At 59.7% G+C, this 20,292-nt stretch carries 16 protein-coding genes; 10 read left to right on the top strand and 6 right to left on the bottom strand.

Annotation, left to right across the window (positions count from 1 at the left end):
- Positions 1–219: 219 nt before the first annotated feature.
- A complete protein-coding gene (locus tag ASD60_RS08485) occupies positions 220–2,397 on the bottom strand; it encodes a malate synthase G (protein WP_056853581.1) in 2,178 nt (725 codons plus the stop codon).
- A 567-nt stretch (positions 2,398–2,964) separates the two neighbouring features.
- On the opposite strand from ASD60_RS08485, the gene ASD60_RS08480 reads away from it, so the two are divergent.
- Entirely contained in the window at positions 2,965–3,483 is a 519-nt protein-coding gene (locus tag ASD60_RS08480; RefSeq protein WP_056853580.1) for a glycine cleavage system protein R, read from the top strand.
- 215 nt (positions 3,484–3,698) lie between these two features.
- Here ASD60_RS08480 and rarD read toward each other — a convergent pair whose 3' ends face one another.
- The 5 genes from rarD to ASD60_RS08455 form a co-directional block, all read right to left on the bottom strand.
- Positions 3,699–4,586: an EamA family transporter RarD gene (gene rarD / locus ASD60_RS08475; RefSeq protein WP_056853579.1), complete on the bottom strand. Its 888-nt coding sequence runs from the start codon at positions 4,584–4,586 to the stop codon at positions 3,699–3,701.
- A 154-nt stretch (positions 4,587–4,740) separates the two neighbouring features.
- Positions 4,741–5,715 carry a serine/threonine protein kinase gene (locus tag ASD60_RS08470; protein ID WP_056853578.1) on the bottom strand — a complete coding sequence of 325 codons (975 nt, stop codon included), beginning with the start codon at positions 5,713–5,715 and terminating at the stop codon, positions 4,741–4,743.
- A 197-nt stretch (positions 5,716–5,912) separates the two neighbouring features.
- Positions 5,913–7,814 carry a PhoX family protein gene (locus ASD60_RS08465; protein WP_056853577.1) on the bottom strand — a complete coding sequence of 634 codons (1,902 nt, stop codon included), beginning with the start codon at positions 7,812–7,814 and terminating at the stop codon, positions 5,913–5,915.
- Positions 7,815–7,880: 66 nt separating this feature from the next.
- Complete coding sequence (locus ASD60_RS08460; RefSeq protein ID WP_056853576.1) at positions 7,881–8,645, bottom strand: TOBE domain-containing protein; 765 nt, start codon at positions 8,643–8,645, stop codon at positions 7,881–7,883.
- A gap of 62 nt (positions 8,646–8,707) precedes the next feature.
- A complete protein-coding gene (locus ASD60_RS08455) occupies positions 8,708–9,448 on the bottom strand; it encodes a ComF family protein (RefSeq protein ID WP_056853575.1) in 741 nt (246 codons plus the stop codon).
- A 91-nt stretch (positions 9,449–9,539) separates the two neighbouring features.
- Here ASD60_RS08455 and bioB point away from each other — a divergent pair, with 91 nt between their 5' ends.
- From bioB to ASD60_RS08410, 9 genes are all read left to right on the top strand, one after another.
- Positions 9,540–10,595: a biotin synthase BioB gene (bioB, locus tag ASD60_RS08450; RefSeq protein WP_056853574.1), complete on the top strand. Its 1,056-nt coding sequence runs from the start codon at positions 9,540–9,542 to the stop codon at positions 10,593–10,595.
- A 175-nt stretch (positions 10,596–10,770) separates the two neighbouring features.
- Positions 10,771–11,949 carry an 8-amino-7-oxononanoate synthase gene (bioF, locus tag ASD60_RS08445; RefSeq protein WP_056853573.1) on the top strand — a complete coding sequence of 393 codons (1,179 nt, stop codon included), beginning with the start codon at positions 10,771–10,773 and terminating at the stop codon, positions 11,947–11,949.
- Positions 11,942–12,673 (top strand): alpha/beta fold hydrolase, encoded by a 732-nt coding sequence (locus ASD60_RS08440; RefSeq protein ID WP_056853572.1) that lies wholly within the window; start codon positions 11,942–11,944, stop codon positions 12,671–12,673. The genes bioF and ASD60_RS08440 overlap by 8 nt, the downstream gene beginning before the upstream one ends.
- On the top strand, positions 12,666–13,478 hold the full coding sequence (gene bioC, locus ASD60_RS08435) for a malonyl-ACP O-methyltransferase BioC (protein WP_056853571.1): 813 nt from the start codon (positions 12,666–12,668) through the stop codon (positions 13,476–13,478). The genes ASD60_RS08440 and bioC overlap by 8 nt, the downstream gene beginning before the upstream one ends.
- Positions 13,475–14,155: a dethiobiotin synthase gene (gene bioD, locus ASD60_RS08430; RefSeq protein ID WP_056853570.1), complete on the top strand. Its 681-nt coding sequence runs from the start codon at positions 13,475–13,477 to the stop codon at positions 14,153–14,155. Before bioC ends, bioD begins: the two co-directional genes overlap by 4 nt.
- 107 nt (positions 14,156–14,262) lie before the next feature.
- Complete coding sequence (locus tag ASD60_RS08425; RefSeq protein ID WP_056853569.1) at positions 14,263–14,559, top strand: hypothetical protein; 297 nt, start codon at positions 14,263–14,265, stop codon at positions 14,557–14,559.
- A 277-nt stretch (positions 14,560–14,836) separates the two neighbouring features.
- Positions 14,837–16,642, top strand: a complete 1,806-nt coding sequence (locus ASD60_RS08420; RefSeq protein WP_056853568.1) for a phenylacyl-CoA dehydrogenase — start codon at positions 14,837–14,839, stop codon at positions 16,640–16,642.
- A gap of 219 nt (positions 16,643–16,861) precedes the next feature.
- The gene (locus ASD60_RS08415; protein WP_056853567.1) at positions 16,862–18,154 is read left to right on the top strand and encodes a GGDEF domain-containing protein; all 1,293 of its coding nucleotides are present in this window, start codon (positions 16,862–16,864) and stop codon (positions 18,152–18,154) included.
- 86 nt (positions 18,155–18,240) lie between these two features.
- On the top strand, positions 18,241–20,037 hold the full coding sequence (locus ASD60_RS08410; protein WP_056853566.1) for an acyl-CoA dehydrogenase C-terminal domain-containing protein: 1,797 nt from the start codon (positions 18,241–18,243) through the stop codon (positions 20,035–20,037).
- Positions 20,038–20,292 lie beyond the last annotated feature (255 nt).

Here is a 20,292-nt window from a genome sequence, read left to right as displayed (position 1 = left end):
CTACAGACAAGGTCAGGAGCAAATCCTGCCTTCAGGAGCGATCGGCCTCCCCCCAGAAACGCACTTGCTGTTGTATGAGTCCTTGAGCGTAACCTCTCTCTTTGGACTCAGGGTCAACATACAAGGAGCGAGGCTTGTCCGTGAAGGCAGCGCCCGTGATGCCCAAAAAAAAGCCCTGATCGAGAGATCAGGGCTTTTCTTGTCCGGCGTAAACGTTCGTTACAGGCCGTTGGCAGCCTTGAACTCGCGACGACGACGGTGCAGGACCGGCTCGGTGTAGCCGTTCGGCTGCCTGGTGCCTTCGATCACCAACTCGACCGCCGCCTGGAAGGCGATGTTGCTGTCGAAGTCTGGTGCCAATGGACGGTACAGCGCATCACCAGCGTTCTGACGGTCAACCACCGGCGCCATGCGCTTGAGGCTTTCCATCACTTGCTCTTCGGTGACGATGCCGTGACGCAGCCAGTTGGCGATGTGCTGGCTCGAAATACGCAGCGTGGCACGGTCTTCCATCAGGCCGACATCGTTGATGTCCGGCACTTTCGAACAGCCAACGCCCTGGTCGATCCAGCGCACGACGTAACCGAGAATGCCCTGGCTGTTGTTGTCCAGTTCGTTCTTGATTTGCTCGGCGGTCCACTGCGGGTTCACTGCCAGCGGGATGGTCAGAATGTCGTCCACCGACGCGTGAGCACGCTTGGCCAGTTCGGCCTGACGGGCGAACACGTCAACCTTGTGGTAGTGCAGCGCGTGCAGGGCAGCGGCAGTTGGCGACGGGACCCAGGCCGTGTTGGCGCCGGCCAGTGGGTGAGCGATTTTCTGTTCGAGCATCGCTGCCATCAGGTCAGGCATTGCCCACATGCCTTTACCGATCTGTGCGCGACCCTGCAGGCCGGTGCTCAAACCGATATCGACGTTGGAGTTCTCGTAGGCACCGATCCATTTTTCCGCCTTCATGTCGGCCTTGCGCACCATCGGGCCGGCTTCCATGGAGGTGTGGATTTCGTCGCCCGTGCGGTCGAGGAAACCGGTGTTGATGAACACCACGCGCTCGCTGGCAGCCTTGATGCAAGCCTTGAGGTTGACCGTGGTACGGCGTTCCTCGTCCATGATCCCGACCTTGAGGGTATTGCGCGCCAGGCCCAGCACGTCTTCGATGCGGCCGAACAGTTCGTTGGTGAACGCCGCTTCTTCAGGGCCGTGCATCTTCGGCTTCACAATGTAGATGGAGCCGGTGCGGGTGTTCTTGCGCGTGGTGTTGCCGTTCAGGTTGTGCATCGCTGCCAGGCAGGTCACCAGGCCATCGAGAATACCTTCCGGCACTTCATTGCCATCTTTGTCGAGGATCGCATCGATGGTCATCAGGTGACCCACGTTGCGCACGAACAACAACGAGCGACCGTGCAGGTTCACCGCGTTACCGTCGACACCGGTGTAGGTGCGGTCGGGGTTCATGGTGCGGGTAAACGTCTTGCCACCCTTGGCGACTTCTTCCGACAGGTCGCCTTTCATCAAGCCGAGCCAGTTGCGGTAGATCACCACTTTGTCATCGGCATCAACGGCGGCAACCGAGTCTTCGCAGTCCATGATGGTGGTCAGCGCGGCTTCCATCAGGATGTCTTTGACGCCGGCGGCATCGGTCTGGCCAACCGGAGTGCTGGCGTCGACCTGGATTTCGAAATGCAGGCCGTTGTTTTTCAGCAGGATCGCGGTCGGTGCCGAAGCATCGCCCTGGAAACCGATCAGTTGCGCATCGTTGCGCAGGCCGCTGTTGCTGCCGCCCTTGAGCGCGACGACCAGTTTGCCGTCGACGATTTTATAGGCGGTGGAATCGACGTGGGAACCGGCTGCCAGTGGCGCCGCTTCGTCGAGGAAAGCGCGGGCGAAGGCGATGACCTTGTCGCCACGAACCTTGTTGTAGCCTTTGCCTTTTTCCGCACCGTCAGCTTCGCTGATGGCGTCGGTGCCGTAGAGCGCGTCGTACAGCGAACCCCAGCGGGCGTTCGAAGCATTGAGAGCGAAGCGGGCGTTCATCACCGGGACCACGAGTTGTGGACCGGCCATGCGGGCGATTTCTTCATCGACGTTTTGTGTCGTTGCCTGGAAATCGGCCGCTTCTGGCAGCAGATAACCGATGTCTTGCAGGAAGGCTTTGTAGGCCACGGCGTCGTGCGCCTGACCGGCGCGTTCCTGGTGCCAGGCGTCGATACGCGCCTGGAAATCATCGCGTTTGGCGAGTAGGGCTTTGTTCTTCGGTGCCAGGTCATGAATGACCTTGTCTGCACCGGCCCAGAACTTATCGGCGGTGAGGCCGGTACCGGGAATGGCTTCGTTGTTCACGAAGTCGAACAGGACTTTGGCGACCTGCAGGCCACCGACTTGAACGTGTTCAGTCATTGCTTGCCTCACTCTGCTCAGCTATTTCGCTTTTCAGCTCTTCAATTTAACAATGAAGCCTCTGGCCATTTAAACCACAAACCCTGCGACCAGTACATGCCATTTCTGACGGCTGGGTGGTGACCGATCAACGGCTTGAGGGCCTTGCTGACGGGGCTTTCAGGGATGTGGCTGCGGCTGTGGCAGACATCGATCCAACGTTATGTAGTGCGCGCTGCGGCATACTACATGATCAATTGCGCTTGTGAAAATTAGACTAATTACGTCGTTCTGCGACCCCATGACGCATTGCAGTCACGTCGGGGATCGGGATGTTCTCAAAAAACCATGAGATTGTTCCAGTTAAATATAAAAAGTTGTACACATAATCTTTGGTTTGCGGCTATGGAGCTATGTTTCCCGTGGCGAGGGAGCTTGCTCCCGCTGGCTTGCGAAGCAAGCCCAAACGTTTTTACGACTGCTTCGCAGTCGAGCGGGAGCAAGCTCCCTCGCCACAGCCAAGCCGATTCCAGCCCCTTGCCTATACTTGGTTTTCTATAACAAGAGTCATGACCAGAGGGCTGCGCCATGGACCACCTCGTACTCACCGTTTTTGCACCGGACAAGCCAGGGCAGGTCGAGCGCATTGCCCAATGCATTGCCGAGCAGGGCGGCAACTGGCTGGAAAGCCGCATGTCGCGCATGGCCGGGCAATTCGCCGGGATTCTTCGGGTGGGCGTGCCGGCAGAAGCCTACGACGCATTAGTCGATGCCCTACAGGCATTGTCCGCTCAGGGCATTCGCGTGTTGATCGCCGAAAGCGGCATCGAACAGTCCTGCACCTGGAAGCCGATTGCCATGGAATTGGTGGGCAATGATCGCCCCGGTATCGTGCGAGACATCACCCGGTTGTTGAGCGAGCAGGGGGTGAACCTGGAAAGGTTGGTGACGGAAGTGCGTCCAGCGCCGATGAGCAGCGAGCCGTTGTTCCACGCCGAGGCGATTCTGGCGGTGCCATTGACCCTTTCTCTGGACGTGCTGCAATCACGCCTGGAAACCCTGGCGGATGATCTGATGGTGGAACTGGTGCTGCGCAGTGAACCGTGACCCGGTTATCCAAGGTTAACGTGCACCTGCCTGTGGATAACCTGTAGAGACAGCCCGCCAGGCCACGCCGGCCGGGGCTTTTCAGGATCTGATCAAAAAACCAGCAGTTTCAGTGACTTGCGCACAAACGGCGGGGATCACGCTGTGGATAACCTTGGGAAGGAACGATGCAGGCCACGGAATACGTGGCCTGTGGAGGTTTGTACGTTTTTTGATCAGGTGCGGCGACGCAAACTGAGCCACGCATCGACGCTGTAAACGGCCAGGCCTGCCCAAATAAACATGAAGGCCACCAAGGTGCTGGACGACAAGTGTTCGTCGAACAGCAATACCGCCTGCAACAACACCAATGTCGGCGCCAGGTACTGGAGGAAGCCCAGTGTGGTGTAGGGCAAATGCCGCGCGGCGGCGTTGAAACACACCAGCGGTATCAGCGTCACCGGACCTGCCGCCACCAACCACCAAGCCTCGGAGGTCGTCCAGAATTCGGCCTGAGCACTGCTGGCGGTTGGATTGAGCAACAACCAGGCAATGGCGATCGGCACCAGCATCCAGGTTTCCACCACCAGCCCGGGCAGGGCCTTCACGGGTGCCTGCTTGCGAATCAGCCCGTAGAAACCGAAGGTCAATGCCAACACCAGTGACACCCACGGCAGACTGCCGACTTGCCACACCTGCTGCGCCACGCCGACGGCCGCCAGCCCCACCGCAATCCATTGCATGCGACGCAGCCGTTCACCGAGGATCAGCATGCCCAGCAGCACGTTCACCAGCGGATTGATGTAGTAACCAAGACTGGCTTCGAGCATGCGCCCGTTATTCACCGACCAGACATAGGTCAGCCAGTTGGCCGCGATCAATGTGCCGCTCAAGGCGAGGATCGCCAGTCGCTTCGGATTATCACGCAGCTCACGCCACCAGCCCGGGTGCTTCCAGACCATCAGCAGCAAGGCACCAAACAGCGCCGACCAGAGCACGCGGTGGATGATGATCTCCACGGCGGGAACGCTGGCGATGGCTTTGAAGTAGAGCGGGAAAAGTCCCCAAATGATGTAGGCACTCAGGCCCAAAATGTACCCGCGACGCGGGTTGGCGGCTTGCATGCAGAGTCCTTGCTTAGGCAGCTAACAAAGAAGGGATTGTATAGATGTGTAGAGGATTGTGTAGGAGCGAGGCTTGCCCGCGAAGAACGCTAACGTGGTATGCCTGATGTACCGCGTTTTCGTTCTTCGCGGGCAAGCCTCGCTCCTACAGCGGTTAGAACAACTTCAGGGGTTCTTCGTTGAGCGCCGCCAATTGCTCACGCAACGCCAACACCTGATCGCCCCAATAGCGTTCGCTGCCGAACCACGGAAAACTGCGCGGGAAGGCCGGGTCGTCCCAGCGGCGGGCAAGCCAGGCGCTGTAGTGCATCAGGCGCAGGGCACGCAAAGGTTCGATCAGCGCCAGCTCCCGCGGGTCGAAGTCGTGGAACTCGTTGTAGCCGTCCATCAACTCCGACAGCTGCCCCAGGCAATCCTGCCGATCACCCGCCAGCATCATCCAGATGTCCTGTACCGCCGGACCCATGCGACAGTCGTCGAGATCGACGATATGGAACATTTCGTCGCGGCACATCATGTTGCCGGGGTGACAGTCGCCGTGCATGCGGATGTTCTGGTGCGGTGTGTTGCTGTAGGCATCTTCCACACGCTTTAGCAGATCGCGGGCGACGGACTCGTAGGCCGGGAGCAAACTGCGCGGGATGAAATTGCCTTCGAGCAAGGTTGCCAGTGAGTCATGGCCGAAGTTCTTGACTGCCAGGGCTTCGCGATGCTCGAACGGCTTGGTCGAGCCCACTGCATGCAAGCGCCCGAGCAGTTGCCCCAGGCGATACAACTGATCGAGGTTGCCCGGCTCCGGCGCACGACCACCGCGGCGAGGGAACAGGGTGAAGCGAAAGCCTTTGTGTTCGTGCAGCGTTTCACCGTTGTGGATCAGCGGCGCAACCACGGGTACATCAACCCCGGCAAGTTCGAAGGTGAACTGGTGTTCCTCCAGAATCGCTTCGTTGCTCCAGCGCTGCGGACGATAGAACTTGGCGATCAGCGGCTCGCAGTCTTCGATGCCGACTTGATAGACACGATTCTCGTAGCTGTTGAGCGCCAGGATGCGCGCGTCGCTGAGGAAGCCGATACTCTCGACGGCATCGAGCACGAGGTCTGGGGTGAGGGTTTCAAACGGGTGGGCCATGCTGACTCCTGCGCGCAGCAGGCTGCTGCGTCCGGCCAGGCATGGTAGCGCAGACGGGGCTGCTTTAGGGGGATCGTTCCCACGCTCTGCGTGGGAATGCCGCCCGGGACGCCCTGCGTCCCAAAAGCCGAACGCGGAGCGTCCGTTGAGCCATTCCCACGCAGAGTGTAGGAACGATCAGTGGCGGACGATCCAAATCAGGCGCCGACAATCCCGCCATCTTCCCGGCTGATCGCTATCACCGAAGACCGCGGCTTGCCATTGGGCAAATGCTCGGGGAAGGTTGAACCGCCGTTTTCACCCGGATGCTGGATTCCGACAAACAGGGTTTTTTGATCGGGTGAGAAACTGATCCCCGTCACTTCACAGCCAATCGGTCCGACCATGAAACGACGAATTTCCCCGCTCACCGGATCGGCGCAGAGCATCTGGTTGTTGCCCATGCCGGCGAAATCTCCGGCGTTGCTGGCATCGCCATCGGTTTGAATCCACAACCGCCCGGCATCATCGAACGCCAGACCGTCGGGGCTGTTGAACATGTTCTGCTGGGTGATGTTCGACGAGCCACCCTTTGGTGTTCCCGCGTGTACTTGCGGGTTGCCGGCCACCACAAAAAGATCCCAGGCAAAGGTTTTCGAACCGTGATCATCACGATCGGTGCGCCAGCGCAGAATTTGCCCGTAGACGTTTTTCTCCCGCGGGTTTGGTCCGCCCACCGGTTGCCCGTCCTCACCGCGTTTGGCGTTGTTGGTCAGCGTGCAGTAGACCTGGCCATCCTTGGGACTGACCACGATCCATTCCGGGCGGTCCATGCGCGTGGCTTTCACGACGCTTGCCGCCAGACGCACATTGATCAACACCTCGGCTTGATCGGCAAAACCACTGCCGGCATCGATGCCGTTCTTGCCGTGGGTCAACTCGATCCATTCACCCTGGCCTTTGGGATGATCGGCATTGCCGTCACCGGCGTCGAACCGTGCCACGTACAAGGTGCCGTGATCGAGCAGGTCGCGGTTGGCCTTGGGATTCTGGAGGTTGATTTTGTCGCGGCTGACGAATTTGTAGATGAATTCGCCGCGCTCATCGTCGCCCATGTAAACCACGGCATGCCCGTCACGGGTGTGTGTGAGGGCGGCGTTTTCGTGTTTGAAGCGCCCCAGCGCGGTGCGCTTGACCGGGGTCGATTGCGGGTCGAACGGATCAATCTCGACCACCCAGCCATGTCGGTTGAGTTCGTTGGGATTTTTCGCCAGGTCGAAACGCGAATCGTGTTGATGCCAGTTGATCTCTTTGCTGGAGACCACCGCGCCATAGCGTTTCTGCGCGGCGTCGAATTTCTGTTCGGCATTGGTGCTGCCGAAGCAATCGGTGAAGTTCTCTTCGCAGGTCAGGTAAGTGCCCCACGGTGTCTGGCCGTTGGCGCAATTCTGGAACGTTCCGAGGACGGTTTTACCCTGCGGATCGGCACTGGTTTTCAGCAAGTCATGTCCGGCGGCAGGGCCGCTCAGCCTGATCGGTGAATTGCCATGGATGCGTCGGTTGTAACGCGAATCCTGAACGAATTGCCAGTGGCCGTCCTTGCGTTGCACTTCAATCACCGACACGCCTTCGCAAGCCAGGGCTTTGCGCACGTCTTGCGCCGATTGCGGCATGCTGCCCTGGGGGTAAAGGTAGCGATAGTTGGTGTATTCGTTGTTGATCGCCATCAGCGCGCGATGGTCGTCCCCGGGAAAGGCGAACAGGCTCATGCCGTCGTTGTTGTCGCCGAACTGGACTTCCTGCTGCTCGGCGCTGCCATTGCCGCTCGGATCGAATGCCGGACCGTTTTTGTGCAAGGGCTGGCCCCAACTGATCAACACCGAAGATTTGTAGCCTGGCGGCAGGCTGATGCTGTCGGCGGTGGCGGCGGGAATGCTCTCGAACCCCAGCAGCTTGCTGTTGCCGGCGCTGACGCTGGCGGCCAGCACGCTGCGGCTCAACAAGTTACCACCGAGGAACATGGCGGCGCCGCACAAGGCACCCGCGCTGATGAATCCGCGACGGCTGAGGCCGACCATTTGTTCGAGGTCGGTGGGTTGGTTGTCTTCTAATAGGCTCACATCAGGCTCCCTGCGGTTTTTGCAGTCACCTTAGTGATCAGTGATGAAGATTTTGTTGCAGCGCGTTTACAAAGGAGTGCCCAGCAGAACCCGGGACGGCGAAAACTCGACGCGCACGGGCGTGCCGTTGCCAAGTCCCTGGGACTGCAAATGCCCGGGTTCGGCCAAGGCACACAGGGTCAAGCCGTTGGGCAGGGAGATACGTACTTCGCTGGGGCCGTCGTCTGCATCCAGGATCTTGTCGATAATGCCGTTCAAGCAATTGTTGCCTGGCGTTTCGCCAGAGTCGATCGCCATCAGATCAAGCCAACCGGCCTTGATCAACGCGACGACTTCGGTACCGATTTGCAGCTCCAGTCGTTCGGTACTGTCGTGGGTGATTTGTGCTTCGATGACCAGGTGTTCAGCCATTGCCAGGCGAATCAGGTCGTTTCGCCCCTGCGGCTCGATTGCGGCGACCGTACCATGCAGTTGGTTGCGCGCACTGGTGCGCAACATCAGGCGACCGAGCAGGTCCAGGTCGCTGGCGTCTTCAGCGGCTTCCAGCACCTGAGCCTGTAACGCCTGCAATTTCTGATACAGGCGCAATACCCGCTCGCCCTCGCTGGACAGTTTGGCGCCGCCACCGCCCTTGCCACCGACACTGCGCTCCACCAACGGCTTTTGCGCGAGGTTGTTCAGCTCATCGATGGCATCCCAGGCTGCCTTGTAGCTCAGCCCCGCGCTTTTTGCGGCACGGGTGATCGAACCCTGTTCAGCGATGTGTTGCAGCAGGGCGATGCGCTGCGGACGGCGGACAATGTGCTGGGACAACAAACTGGGCAAGGACATGGCAGACGCTTTGGGTTGTGACGATGGAAAGGACGTTGGCTGCTAAGGACGTACGAGTCAAGTCAAGGCGCGTCCCCCGGTTTGGGCGTGCGGGCCAGGCAATAGACATCGACCCGTGCGGCACCGGCGTCCATCAGCAGACGAGCCAATGCTTGCGCAGTGGCGCCGGTTGTCAGCACATCGTCCACCAGCGCCAAGTGACGACCCTTCACCGACCCGCCGGGCGTCAGAACGAAAGCGTGGCGCAAGTTCATCTTGCGCGCCACCGCGTTCAAATTCTGTTGGGCACTGGTGTCTTGAGGCCTCGACAGCAGCCGCTCATCGGAAGGCAAACCGAGGTGAACGCTCAACCAGCGAGCCAGCATTGCCGCCTGATTGAATCCGCGTTGGCGCAAGCGTCTGGGGGCCAGTGGCACAGGCACCAATGCATCGGGAACCGGCAGATCATCGGCGAAACGATGTTGCAGCGCCTGGGTGAGCAGTTCGGCGAGCAAGTGGCCAAACGGCCACTTGGCGCTGTGCTTGAAACGGGTAATCAGGCTGTCTACTGGAAAACTGTAGGTCCATGGCGCAACGACTTTTTCGAAGGCCGGTGGCTGTTTCAGGCATTGGCCGCACGTCAGGCCGGCCGCGGGCAACGGCAGTGCGCAACTCAGGCAGTGATCGCCGAGCCAGGGTAACTCGGTTTCGCAGGCCATGCAGATGGGCGCGGCCCCATCGGCCAATTCATCACACAACAAACAAGATTGTTTGTTTTTTAACCAGATGTAAACCTGTCTTTCGTGTCGTGGTTGACAGCGCATTGCTCTTCCTTAAATATGCCGAACATCCGTGTTGCGCCTGTGGGTATTCCGTCCCCAGTCGCTTGCCCAGCATAAAACAAAGGAAACGCCCATGAGCGCCAGCACCACTGCAACCCTGCGTCATGACTGGACTTTGGCCGAAGTCAAAGCACTCTTCGTTCAACCCTTCAATGACCTGCTGTTCCAGGCGCAGACGGTGCACCGCGCGCATTTCGACGCCAATCGCGTCCAGGTGTCGACCCTGTTGTCGATCAAGACCGGTGCTTGCCCGGAAGATTGCAAATATTGTCCACAGTCCGGTCACTACAACACCGGCCTGGAAAAAGAAAAACTGATGGAAGTGCAGAAGGTCCTCGAAGAGGCCGCTCGCGCCAAAGCCATCGGCTCGACCCGCTTTTGCATGGGCGCCGCGTGGAAACATCCATCGGCCAAAGACATGCCTTACGTATTGAAAATGGTGGAAGGCGTGAAAGCGCTGGGTCTGGAAACCTGCATGACCCTGGGTCGCCTCGATCAGGAGCAGACCGAAGCGCTGGCCAAGGCCGGTCTGGATTACTACAACCACAACCTCGATACATCCCCCGAGTTCTACGGCAGCATCATCACCACCCGCACCTACAGCGAGCGCCTGCAAACCCTGGCCTACGTGCGTGATTCAGGGATGAAGATCTGCTCGGGCGGCATCCTCGGCATGGGCGAGTCCCTCGATGATCGCGCCAACCTGCTGATCCAGTTGGCCAACCTGCCGGAGCATCCGGAATCGGTGCCGATCAACATGCTGGTGAAAGTCGCCGGTACACCACTGGAAAACGCCGAGGACATCGACCCGTTCGACTTCATCCGTATGCTCGCGGTTGCGCGGATCCTGATGCCGCAATCCCACGTGCGCCTGTCCGCCGGCCGCGAAGCGATGAACGAGCAGATGCAGGCCCTGGCGTTCTTCGCCGGCGCCAACTCGATTTTCTACGGTGAAAAACTGCTGACCACCGCCAACCCGCAGGCCGACAAAGACATGCAGCTGTTCTCGCGTCTGGGCATCCTGCCGGAAGCCCGCGAAGAGCACGCTGACGAAGTGCATCAGGCGGCGATCGAACAGGCATTGGTGGAGCAGAAGAGCAGCGAGCAGTTCTATAACGCGGCGGTTTAAGCGCTTCGCAATTTTGATTGGCTGGAACGCTGAACCCTGTGGGAGCGGGCTTGCCCGCGATCGCGCAGTCACATTCAAAAAGGATGTCGACTGGAAGATCGCTATCGCGGGCAAGCCCGCTCCCACAGGGTCTGTGTTCACCCTAATATTGGTGCTTTGATTGCCCGAGGCCTGCATGTCTTTCGATCTCGCCGCACGCCTGGCTGCCCGTCGTGCCGAAAACCTCTATCGCCAGCGTCCGCTGCTCGAAAGCCCGCAAGGCCCGCAAGTGGTGGTCGATGGTCAGCCGCTGCTGGCGTTCTGTAACAACGATTACCTGGGCCTGGCCAATCACCCGCACGTGATCGAAGCCTGGCGCGCCGGCGCCTTGAAATGGGGCGTCGGCGGCGGAGCATCGCACCTGGTCATCGGCCACAGTGGCCCGCATCACGCGCTGGAAGAAGCACTCGCCGATCTGACCGGTCGCCCACGCGCATTGCTGTTCACCACCGGTTACATGGCCAACCTTGGCGCGGTGACCGCGCTGGTGGGGCAGGGGGACACGGTGCTGGAAGACCGACTCAACCATGCTTCATTACTGGACGCGGGACTGTTGTCGGGCGCACGGTTCAGCCGTTATCTGCATAACGATGCCGCGAGCCTGGCTACTCGGCTTGAGAAAGCCAGCGGCAATACCCTGGTGGTCACCGATGGCGTGTTCAGCATGGACGGCGACATCGCCGACCTGCCGGCGCTGGCCCGGCAAGCCAAGGCCAAGGGCGCATGGTTGATGGTCGATGATGCGCATGGTTTCGGTCCGCTAGGCGCCAATGGCGGCGGCGTCGTCGAGCATTTCGGCCTGAGTATGGAAGAAGTGCCGGTACTGGTCGGCACCCTCGGCAAGGCATTCGGCACGGCGGGGGCATTTGTCGCCGGCAGTGAAGAGCTGATCGAAAGCCTGATTCAGTTTGCCCGCCCCTACATTTACACCACCAGCCAGCCGCCCGCACTGGCCTGCGCCACACTCAAAAGTCTTGAACTGTTGCGCAGCGAACATTGGCGCCGTGAGCATCTGCAAGCGCTGATCCGCCAGTTCCGTCAAGGCGCCGAGCAGATTGGCCTGCAGCTGATGGACAGTTTCACACCGATCCAGCCGATCATGATCGGCGACGCCGCCAGGGCGGTGCGTTTGTCGCAGATGTTGCGCGAGCGCGGGCTGATGGTGACCGCCATTCGTCCACCGACCGTGCCCGCCGGCAGCGCCCGTTTGCGTGTGACCCTGAGCGCCGCCCATAGCGAGTCGCAAGTGCAGCTATTGTTAGAAGGACTGGCCGATTGTTTCGAACAACTGGGACCGGAGCCAAGCCATGCGTGATCGACTGATTCTGCTGCCTGGCTGGGGCCTTGGCGTTTCGCCGCTGGAGCCGCTGGCGGCCGCCTTGCAAGGCCTGGATGAACATCTGCGGGTGGAAATCGAGCCACTGCCGGAGCTGGTATCCAGCGACCTTGAAGAATGGCTCGATGAACTCGATTCGATGTTGCCCCAGGATGCCTGGCTTGGCGGCTGGTCCCTGGGAGGCATGCTCGCCTCCGAATTGGCGGCGCGTCGTGGTGATCGTTGTTGTGGTCTGCTGACGCTGGCGAGCAACCCTTGTTTTGTCGCCCATGACCAGTGGCCGAGCGCGATGCCCGGTGAAACCTTCGATGCGTTTCTGGCAGGTTGCAGGGCGGACCCGCGCACGACATTGAAACGCTTTTCGCTGCTTTGCGCCCAAGGTGCCGAAGATCCTCGCGGGTTGTCGCGGCTGCTGCTCGGCGGGGCGCCACATACGACGGCCTCGGTATTGCTGAGCGGTCTGGAAGTGCTCGCGCAGCTCGATACCCGTCACGCCTTGCAGGCCTTTCGCGGCCCGCAGTTGCATTTGTTTGCTGGCCTTGATGGTCTGGTTCCCGCTGAGGCGGCAGGCGAGCTGTTCGCGTTAACCCCGGATGTCGAAATCGGTCTGATTGAACAGGCCGGCCACGCGTTTCTTCTGGAAGACCCCCACGGTGTGGCGGGGGCGATCCAGGCCTTTTTGCATGAGTCCGGCGATGACTGATTTATCCCTTCCCAACCTGCCCGGCGGCTTGCCCGACAAACGCCAGGTTGCGGCTTCTTTTTCCCGCGCCGCAGCGAGCTACGACAGCGTGGCCGAGTTGCAGCGAGATGTCGGCAATCAATTGCTGGGCCGGTTACCGGCGTCGTTCACTGCGCAGCGATGGCTGGACCTTGGCTGTGGCACCGGGCATTTCAGTCGTGCATTGGGCGAACGCTTCCCGCTCGGTCACGGGGTGGCGCTGGACATCGCCGAGGGCATGCTCAATCACGCCCGGCCCTTGGGCGGTGCTGCGCATTTCATCGCGGGCGACGCCGAGCGCCTGCCATTGCGCGATGCCACTTGCGATCTGATCTTTTCCAGCCTGGCCGTGCAGTGGTGTGCGGACTTCACCTCGGTACTCAGCGAGGCTTACCGCGTACTGAAGCCGGGCGGTGTTTTCGCATTTGCTAGTCTGTGCGTGGGTACGTTGTACGAGTTACGCGATAGCTGGCGTCAGGTCGATGGCATGGTGCATGTCAACCGCTTCCGCGAATTCGCTGTTTATCAACAGCTGTGTGCGGCCAGCGGCTTGCAGCCGCTCACGCTGGAAACCCGAGCGCATGTATTGCATTACTCGGACGTGCGCAGCCTGACCCATGAACTCAAGGCCCTGGGCGCGCACAACCTCAATCCCGGGCGCCCTGGAGGTTTGACGGGACGGGCGCGGATACTGGGGCTGGTCGAGGCTTATGAGCAGTTTCGTCAGGCCGAGGGCCTGCCGGCGACTTATCAAGTGGTGTACGCCGTTTTGGAGAAACCCTTATGAGCGCAGCCTATTTCATCACCGGTACCGACACCGATGTCGGCAAAACCACGGTGGCCGCAGGTCTGTTGCATGCCGCTCGAACTGCCGGCCTGAGCACCGCAGCCGGTAAACCGGTGGCCTCCGGTTGCACCGTGACACCCAAGGGGCTGCGTAACGCCGATGCGCTGGCATTGTTGGCGGAATGTTCGCTGCCGTTGACTTATCCCCAGGTCAATCCGGTGGCGCTGGAACCGGCCATTGCCCCGCACCTGGCCGCCCGCGAGGCGGGCATCGCGCTGACTGTGCAATCTCTGGCGGTGCCGATGCGGCAGATTCTCGATATGCAGGCCGATTTCACCTTGATCGAAGGCGCTGGCGGCTGGCGCGTGCCATTGGCGGATCAGGACAACCTGTCGGATCTGGCGATGGCATTGGGTCTGCCCGTGATCCTGGTGGTCGGCGTGCGCCTGGGCTGCATCAACCATGCGCTGCTCACGGCCGAAGCGATTGCCCGGGACGGTTTGCAACTGGCGGGCTGGGTGGCCAACATCATCGACCCGAAGACTTCGCGCCTGGAGGAAAACCTCGCGACCCTGGCCGAGCGCATACCGGCGCCTTGCCTGGGACGGGTGCCCAAGCTCAAGCTGGTGACGGCCGAAGCCGTGGCGGAACATCTCCAACTGGACCTGCTGGACTAGAATTTGCCTATGACAAGGCACAGTGCCATTAGGGTTTTTGTCGGGCGTTTTCTGCGCAGGTCTGCTTCAATGTGTGTTGGTAATCCTTTGCAAGGACGAGTTCTCCCATGGAAATCTCAGGTAACAGCGCTTTTTATGCCGGTCTGAGCACTATTCAGACAGGGCAGAACCGTGTCGATCAAGCCGCGGGCCAGATCGCCAACAACACCATCGAACGTGCGGTCACCAGCCAGTCCTCGGATGCCCAGGTCGATCGCCTGCGTTCTGTCGACCGCAGTCAGCAATCGGACCTGGCCAGCAACATGGTCGAGATGTCTCAGGGCAAATTTCAGGTTGAACTGGGCGCCAAGGTCGCCAAGGCATCCGATGAAGTGCTTGGAACGTTGATCGATACGTTCGCCTGATCTCCTGCTGAATCAGCACTGCCAACGCCGCGATATTTCGCGGCGTTTTTCTGCGTAAGTCCTTCTCCCTAAACTAATCTTTCCTTCACTGCGTGCTGCTGTAGCGGCGGCGCTGCGCAGCCTGTATGCCGGCTATTTCCTTAACGGATGACGAACGGCAAAAGATCGACGCTTGACAAGATTTAGGCGTAAACGTATGTTTCAAACAACTGTTTGACCGTCACAACAAATCAACACGGTCGTTCATTCCCGGTTACATCAGCAGAGGTTTATCGCTATGCCTGACTACAAGGCCCCCTTGCGTGATATTCGCTTCGTACGTGACGAACTGCTCGGCTACGAAGCGCACTATCAGAGCCTTCCGGCTTGCGCGGACGCAACTCCGGACATGGTTGACGCCATTCTCGAAGAAGGCGCCAAGTTTTGTGAGCAGGTACTGGCTCCGCTGAACCGTGTGGGTGATACCGAAGGCTGCACCTGGAGCGAGTCCGGCGTTAAGACCCCGACTGGCTTCAAAGAGGCCTACAAGCAATTTGTCGAAGGCGGCTGGCCAAGCCTGGCCCATGACGTAGAACACGGCGGCCAGGGCCTGCCGGAATCTCTGGGTCTGGCTGTCAGCGAAATGGTTGGCGAGGCCAACTGGTCGTGGGGCATGTACCCGGGCCTGTCGCACGGTGCGATGAACACCATCTCCGAGCACGGCACCCCAGAGCAGCAAGAGGCCTACCTGACCAAACTGGTTTCCGGCGAGTGGACCGGCACCATGTGCCTGACCGAGCCGCACTGTGGCACCGACCTGGGCATGCTGCGCACCAAGGCCGAACCTCAGGCCGACGGTTCCTACAAAGTCTCCGGCACCAAGATCTTCATCTCGGCCGGTGAACACGACATGGCCGACAACATCGTCCACATCGTGCTGGCCCGCCTGCCGGATGCTCCGGCTGGCACCAAAGGCATCTCGCTGTTCATCGTGCCGAAATTCCTGCCGAACGCAGACGGTTCGATCGGTGCGCGTAACGCCGTGTCCTGTGGTTCCCTGGAACACAAGATGGGCATCCATGGCAACGCCACTTGCGTGATGAACTTCGACGCGGCCACCGGTTACCTGATCGGCCCGGCGAACAAAGGCCTGAACTGCATGTTCACCTTCATGAACACCGCACGCCTGGGCACTGCGCTGCAAGGTCTGGCACACGCCGAGATCGGCTTCCAGGGCGGTCTGAAATACGCTCGCGACCGTCTGCAAATGCGCTCGCTGACTGGCCCGAAAGCGCCGGACAAAGCCGCTGACCCGATCATCGTCCACCCAGACGTACGCCGCATGCTGTTGACCATGAAGGCGTTCGCCGAAGGCAACCGTGCGATGGTTTACTTCACGGCCAAACAGGTCGACATCGTCAAGTATGGCGTGGACGAAGAAGAGAAGAAGAAAGCCGACGCACTGCTGGCCTTCATGACTCCAATCGCCAAGGCCTTCATGACCGAAGTCGGTTTCGAGTCGGCCAACCACGGCGTGCAGATCTACGGCGGCCACGGTTTCATCGCTGAGTGGGGCATGGAGCAGAACGTTCGCGACAGCCGCATTTCGATGCTGTACGAAGGCACCACCGGTATCCAGGCCCTCGACCTGCTGGGTCGTAAAGTGCTGATGACCCAAGGCGAAGCCCTGAAAGGCTTCACCAAGATCGTCCACAAGTTCTGCCAGACCAACGAAGGCAACGAAGCGGTTCAAGAGTTCGTCGCTCCGCTGGCTGCACTGAACAAGGAATGGGGCGAGCTGACCATGAAGGTCGGTATGGCTGCCATGAAAGATCGCGAAGAAGTCGGCGCGGCCTCCGTGGACTACCTGATGTACTCCGGTTACGCCTGCCTGGCTTACTTCTGGGCCGACATGGCGCGCCTGGCTGCGGAAAAACTGGCTGCCGGCACTTCCGAAGAGGCGTTCTACACCGCCAAGCTGCAGACCGCGCGTTTCTACTTCCAGCGCATCCTGCCGCGTACCCGCACTCACGTTGCAACCATGCTCTCGGGTGCCAACAACCTGATGGACATGAAAGAAGAGAACTTCGACCTGGGCTACTAAGGCTTAAGGCAGTTCTGCAAAAACCGCTGTTCCTTCGGGATCAGCGGTTTTTTTTGCATTGGCGTGCGCCCACGAGACTTCTCCTTGCATCACTGGTGATTGCGATGCCGCCAGCTCCATTGAAAATACCTCAGTAAAACGCTCAGCAAATCGGGGTTTCTGCCGTTACAGTAGTGGGCACAATGCCATCTATTGATATGACGGGTCGGAGCTTTACCCTTGCCGCGTTCTTCCGCTGTACGTTTCAGTCATTTCCTACCGTCATTGCTGCTTTTGCTGGCGGGCCTTGCGGCTGCGTACGTCAAGGACCTGAACGTTTTCTTCACCTCACTGTTCAACGTACTGCCAACCCTGGTTCTGCTGCTGGGCGGTGCATATTGCGCGGTCTACCGACGCCAGCGTGAACTGTTTCTGATGGTCACGGTGTACATCGCCTATTTCCTGCTCGACACCCAGACTGATTACTACCGCGACAACGGCAAGGTGCGTGAAGACGCAGCCGTGGTTTTTCATCTGTGTTGTTTGTTGTTGCCGTTGCTGTTCGGCGTGTTTGCGGCGTGGCAAGAACGAACACATTTGTTTCAGGACATGGTCGCGCGTTTTGCCGTGTTGCTGGCGGTCGGCAGCGTGGCATTGGGGCTCGAGCAGAGTTACCCGCAGGCGCTGCTGATCTGGTTGTCGGAGATTCGCTGGCCGGCCTTGCACGGTGCGTGGATGAGCCTGATCCAGCTGTCCTATCCAGTGTTCATCGCATCGTTTGTGCTGCTGGCATACCAATACTGGCGCAACCCGAGGCCGCTTCACGCCGCACAGCTTGTGGGTTTGCTCGGATTATTCTGGATGTTGCCGAAAACCTTCATTCTGCCGTTTACCCTCAACATCATGTGCAGCCAGGTGATGCTGATGATCGCCGCTGCCGTTGCGCACGAAGCCTATCAAATGGCATTCCGCGATGAGCTGACCGGGTTGCCGGGGCGTCGTGCGTTGAATGAACGCATGCAGCGGTTGGGGCGCAACTATGTGTTGGCCATGAGCGACGTCGACCATTTCAAGAAATTCAACGATACCCACGGCCATGATGTCGGCGATCAGGTGCTGCGATTGGTCGCCAGCAAGCTGTCGAAAATCGGTGGCGGCGGTAAGGCGTATCGCTACGGTGGCGAGGAATTCGCCCTGGTGTTTGCAGGCAAAACCCTCGAAGAATGCATGCCGCACCTGGAAGTCATCCGCGAATCCATCGCCACCTACAACATTCACCTGCGCAATCAGGACAGCCGCCCGCAAGATGACAACCAGGGGCGCCAACGCCGTGCAGGATCCGGTGCGTCGAGCGTGTCGGTGACCGTCAGTATCGGAGTCGCCGAGCGGATCGACCAGCGCACCCCGGAAGAGGTGCTCAAATCAGCCGACCAGGCGCTGTACAGCGCCAAGGGCGCGGGGCGCAACTGCGTGATGGCGTTCGGGCAGAACCGTCGTGGCGCCGTGCGCATGGACGCCGCTACGGTTGAGTGATGATGGCGCATTCAGCGTCTGCACTGTGATTGTGGGGCGTGGTCGACGGCAGTAGGTTGGAGAAATCTGCTGACGGAGAAATGACCATGCCTGAGTACAAAGCTCCCCTGCGCGACATGCGCTTTTTGATCGACCATGTCTTCGATTTTCACGGCAGCTACGCCGCATTGGGGGCTACCGATGCCAGCCCGGACATGGTGAGTGCGATCCTGGAAGAGGGCGCGAAGTTTTGTGAAAACGTGCTCTCCCCGCTCAACCGTAGCGGCGACGAAGAAGGCTGCCATTTCGACAATGGCAAGGTCACCACGCCTGCGGGGTTCAAGCAGGCTTTCGCTCAATATGTCGAGGGTGGCTGGCATGGTCTGGCGGCGGATCCGGCTTACGGCGGCCAGGGTTTGCCCAGCTCTCTGGGGCTGGTCATCAGTGAAATGGTCGGTTCGAGCAACACCTCATGGGGCATGTACCCGGGCCTGACCCACGGCGCCATGTCGGCAATCCATGCTCACGGCACTGAAGAACAGAAACAGACTTACTTGAGCAAACTTACCGCCGGCCAATGGACCGGCACCATGTGCCTGACCGAAGCTCATTGCGGCACCGATCTGGGCATCATCAAGACACGCGCCGTACCTCAGGCCGACGGCAGCTACGCAATCTCCGGCAGCAAGATTTTCATCTCCGCCGGCGAGCACGACATGAGCGACAACATCATTCACCTAGTGCTGGCGAAACTGCCGGATGCACCGGCCGGGACCAAAGGCATTTCGCTGTTTATCGTGCCCAAGTTTTTGCCCGATGCAGCGGGTGAAGCGGGCCAGCGCAACGGCGTCTCCTGTGGCTCGATCGAACACAAAATGGGCATCAAGGCCTCGGCCACCTGCGTGTTGAATTTCGATGGCGCCCAGGGTTTTTTGATCGGCGAACCGAACAAGGGCCTGAACTGCATGTTCACCATGATGAACCATGCGCGGCTGGGTACCGGCATGCAAGGCTTGTGTCTGGGCGAGGCAAGTTTCCAGGGCGCGATCAGGTACGCCAACGACCGTTTGCAGATGCGCTCGCTGACGGGACCCAAAGCGCCGGAGAAAGCCGCCGACCCAATTATCGTGCACCCCGATGTACGGCGGATGTTGCTGACCATGAAGGCTTTCAACGAAGGCAACCGCGCGCTGACCTACTTCACCGCACAATTGCTGGATGTCGCGCACCTGAGCGCGGATGAAACAGCGCGCCAGGACGCCGAAGACCTGTTGGCGTTCCTGACGCCTATCTGCAAGGCCTTCATGACCGACACCGGCCTGGAGGTGACCAATCACGGCATGCAGGTATTTGGCGGGCACGGTTTCATCCGTGAGTGGGGTATGGAACAACTGGTGCGTGATTGCCGCATCGCACCGATCTATGAAGGCACTAACGGTATTCAGGCGCTGGACCTGCTCGGGCGTAAGGTCCTCGGCAGCCAGGGCAAGCTACTGCGCGGCTTCACCAAAATCGTCCACAAATTCTGTGCGGCGAATGCCGCGCACCCGCAGTTGGCGGTTTATGTGGCCCAACTCAACGAACTGAACCGGCAGTGGGGCGAATTGACCACTCAGGTCGGCATGGCTGCGATGAAAAATCCGGACGAAGTCGGCGCGGCATCAGTGGATTATCTGATGTACAGCGGTTACATCATCCTCGGATACTTGTGGTTGCGGATGGCGTTGGTGGCGCAGGCACAATTGGAATCGGGCAGTGGCGATGCCGATTTCTGCCGGGGCAAACTGGCGACCAACGAGTTTTACTTCAAGCGACTGTTGCCACGCACTGCCGCGCACCGGGCAGCGATCGAGGCGGGCAGCGATTGCCTGATGAAGCTGCCGGCGGAGTTGTTTGCGCTCTGACGATCAGGCTTGAAAAGCTTCGCGGGCAAGCCTCGCTCCTACGGTTCTATGTCGTTCACGTGAATGCGTGCGACACGGCCTGTAGGAGCGAGGCTTGCCCGCGAATGCGTTCTGGCAGGCGAGAACTGTCTCAGCTGAAATGCTGGTGACCAAAAATAACAAAACAGTCACTGGCTGACCCTATGTGTCGCAAAAGTTGTTGGGTTACACTCGGACCCAACGAAAACACCACACCTACGAATTACCTGTTTAGAT

Origin of the sequence: Pseudomonas sp. Root562 (assembly GCF_001427125.1) — a bacterium.
In the GTDB taxonomy this organism is placed as follows: Bacteria; Pseudomonadota; Gammaproteobacteria; order Pseudomonadales; family Pseudomonadaceae; genus Aquipseudomonas.
Note: the sequence above shows the minus strand (reverse complement) of the source record. Positions and strands in the feature narration are given on the sequence as shown.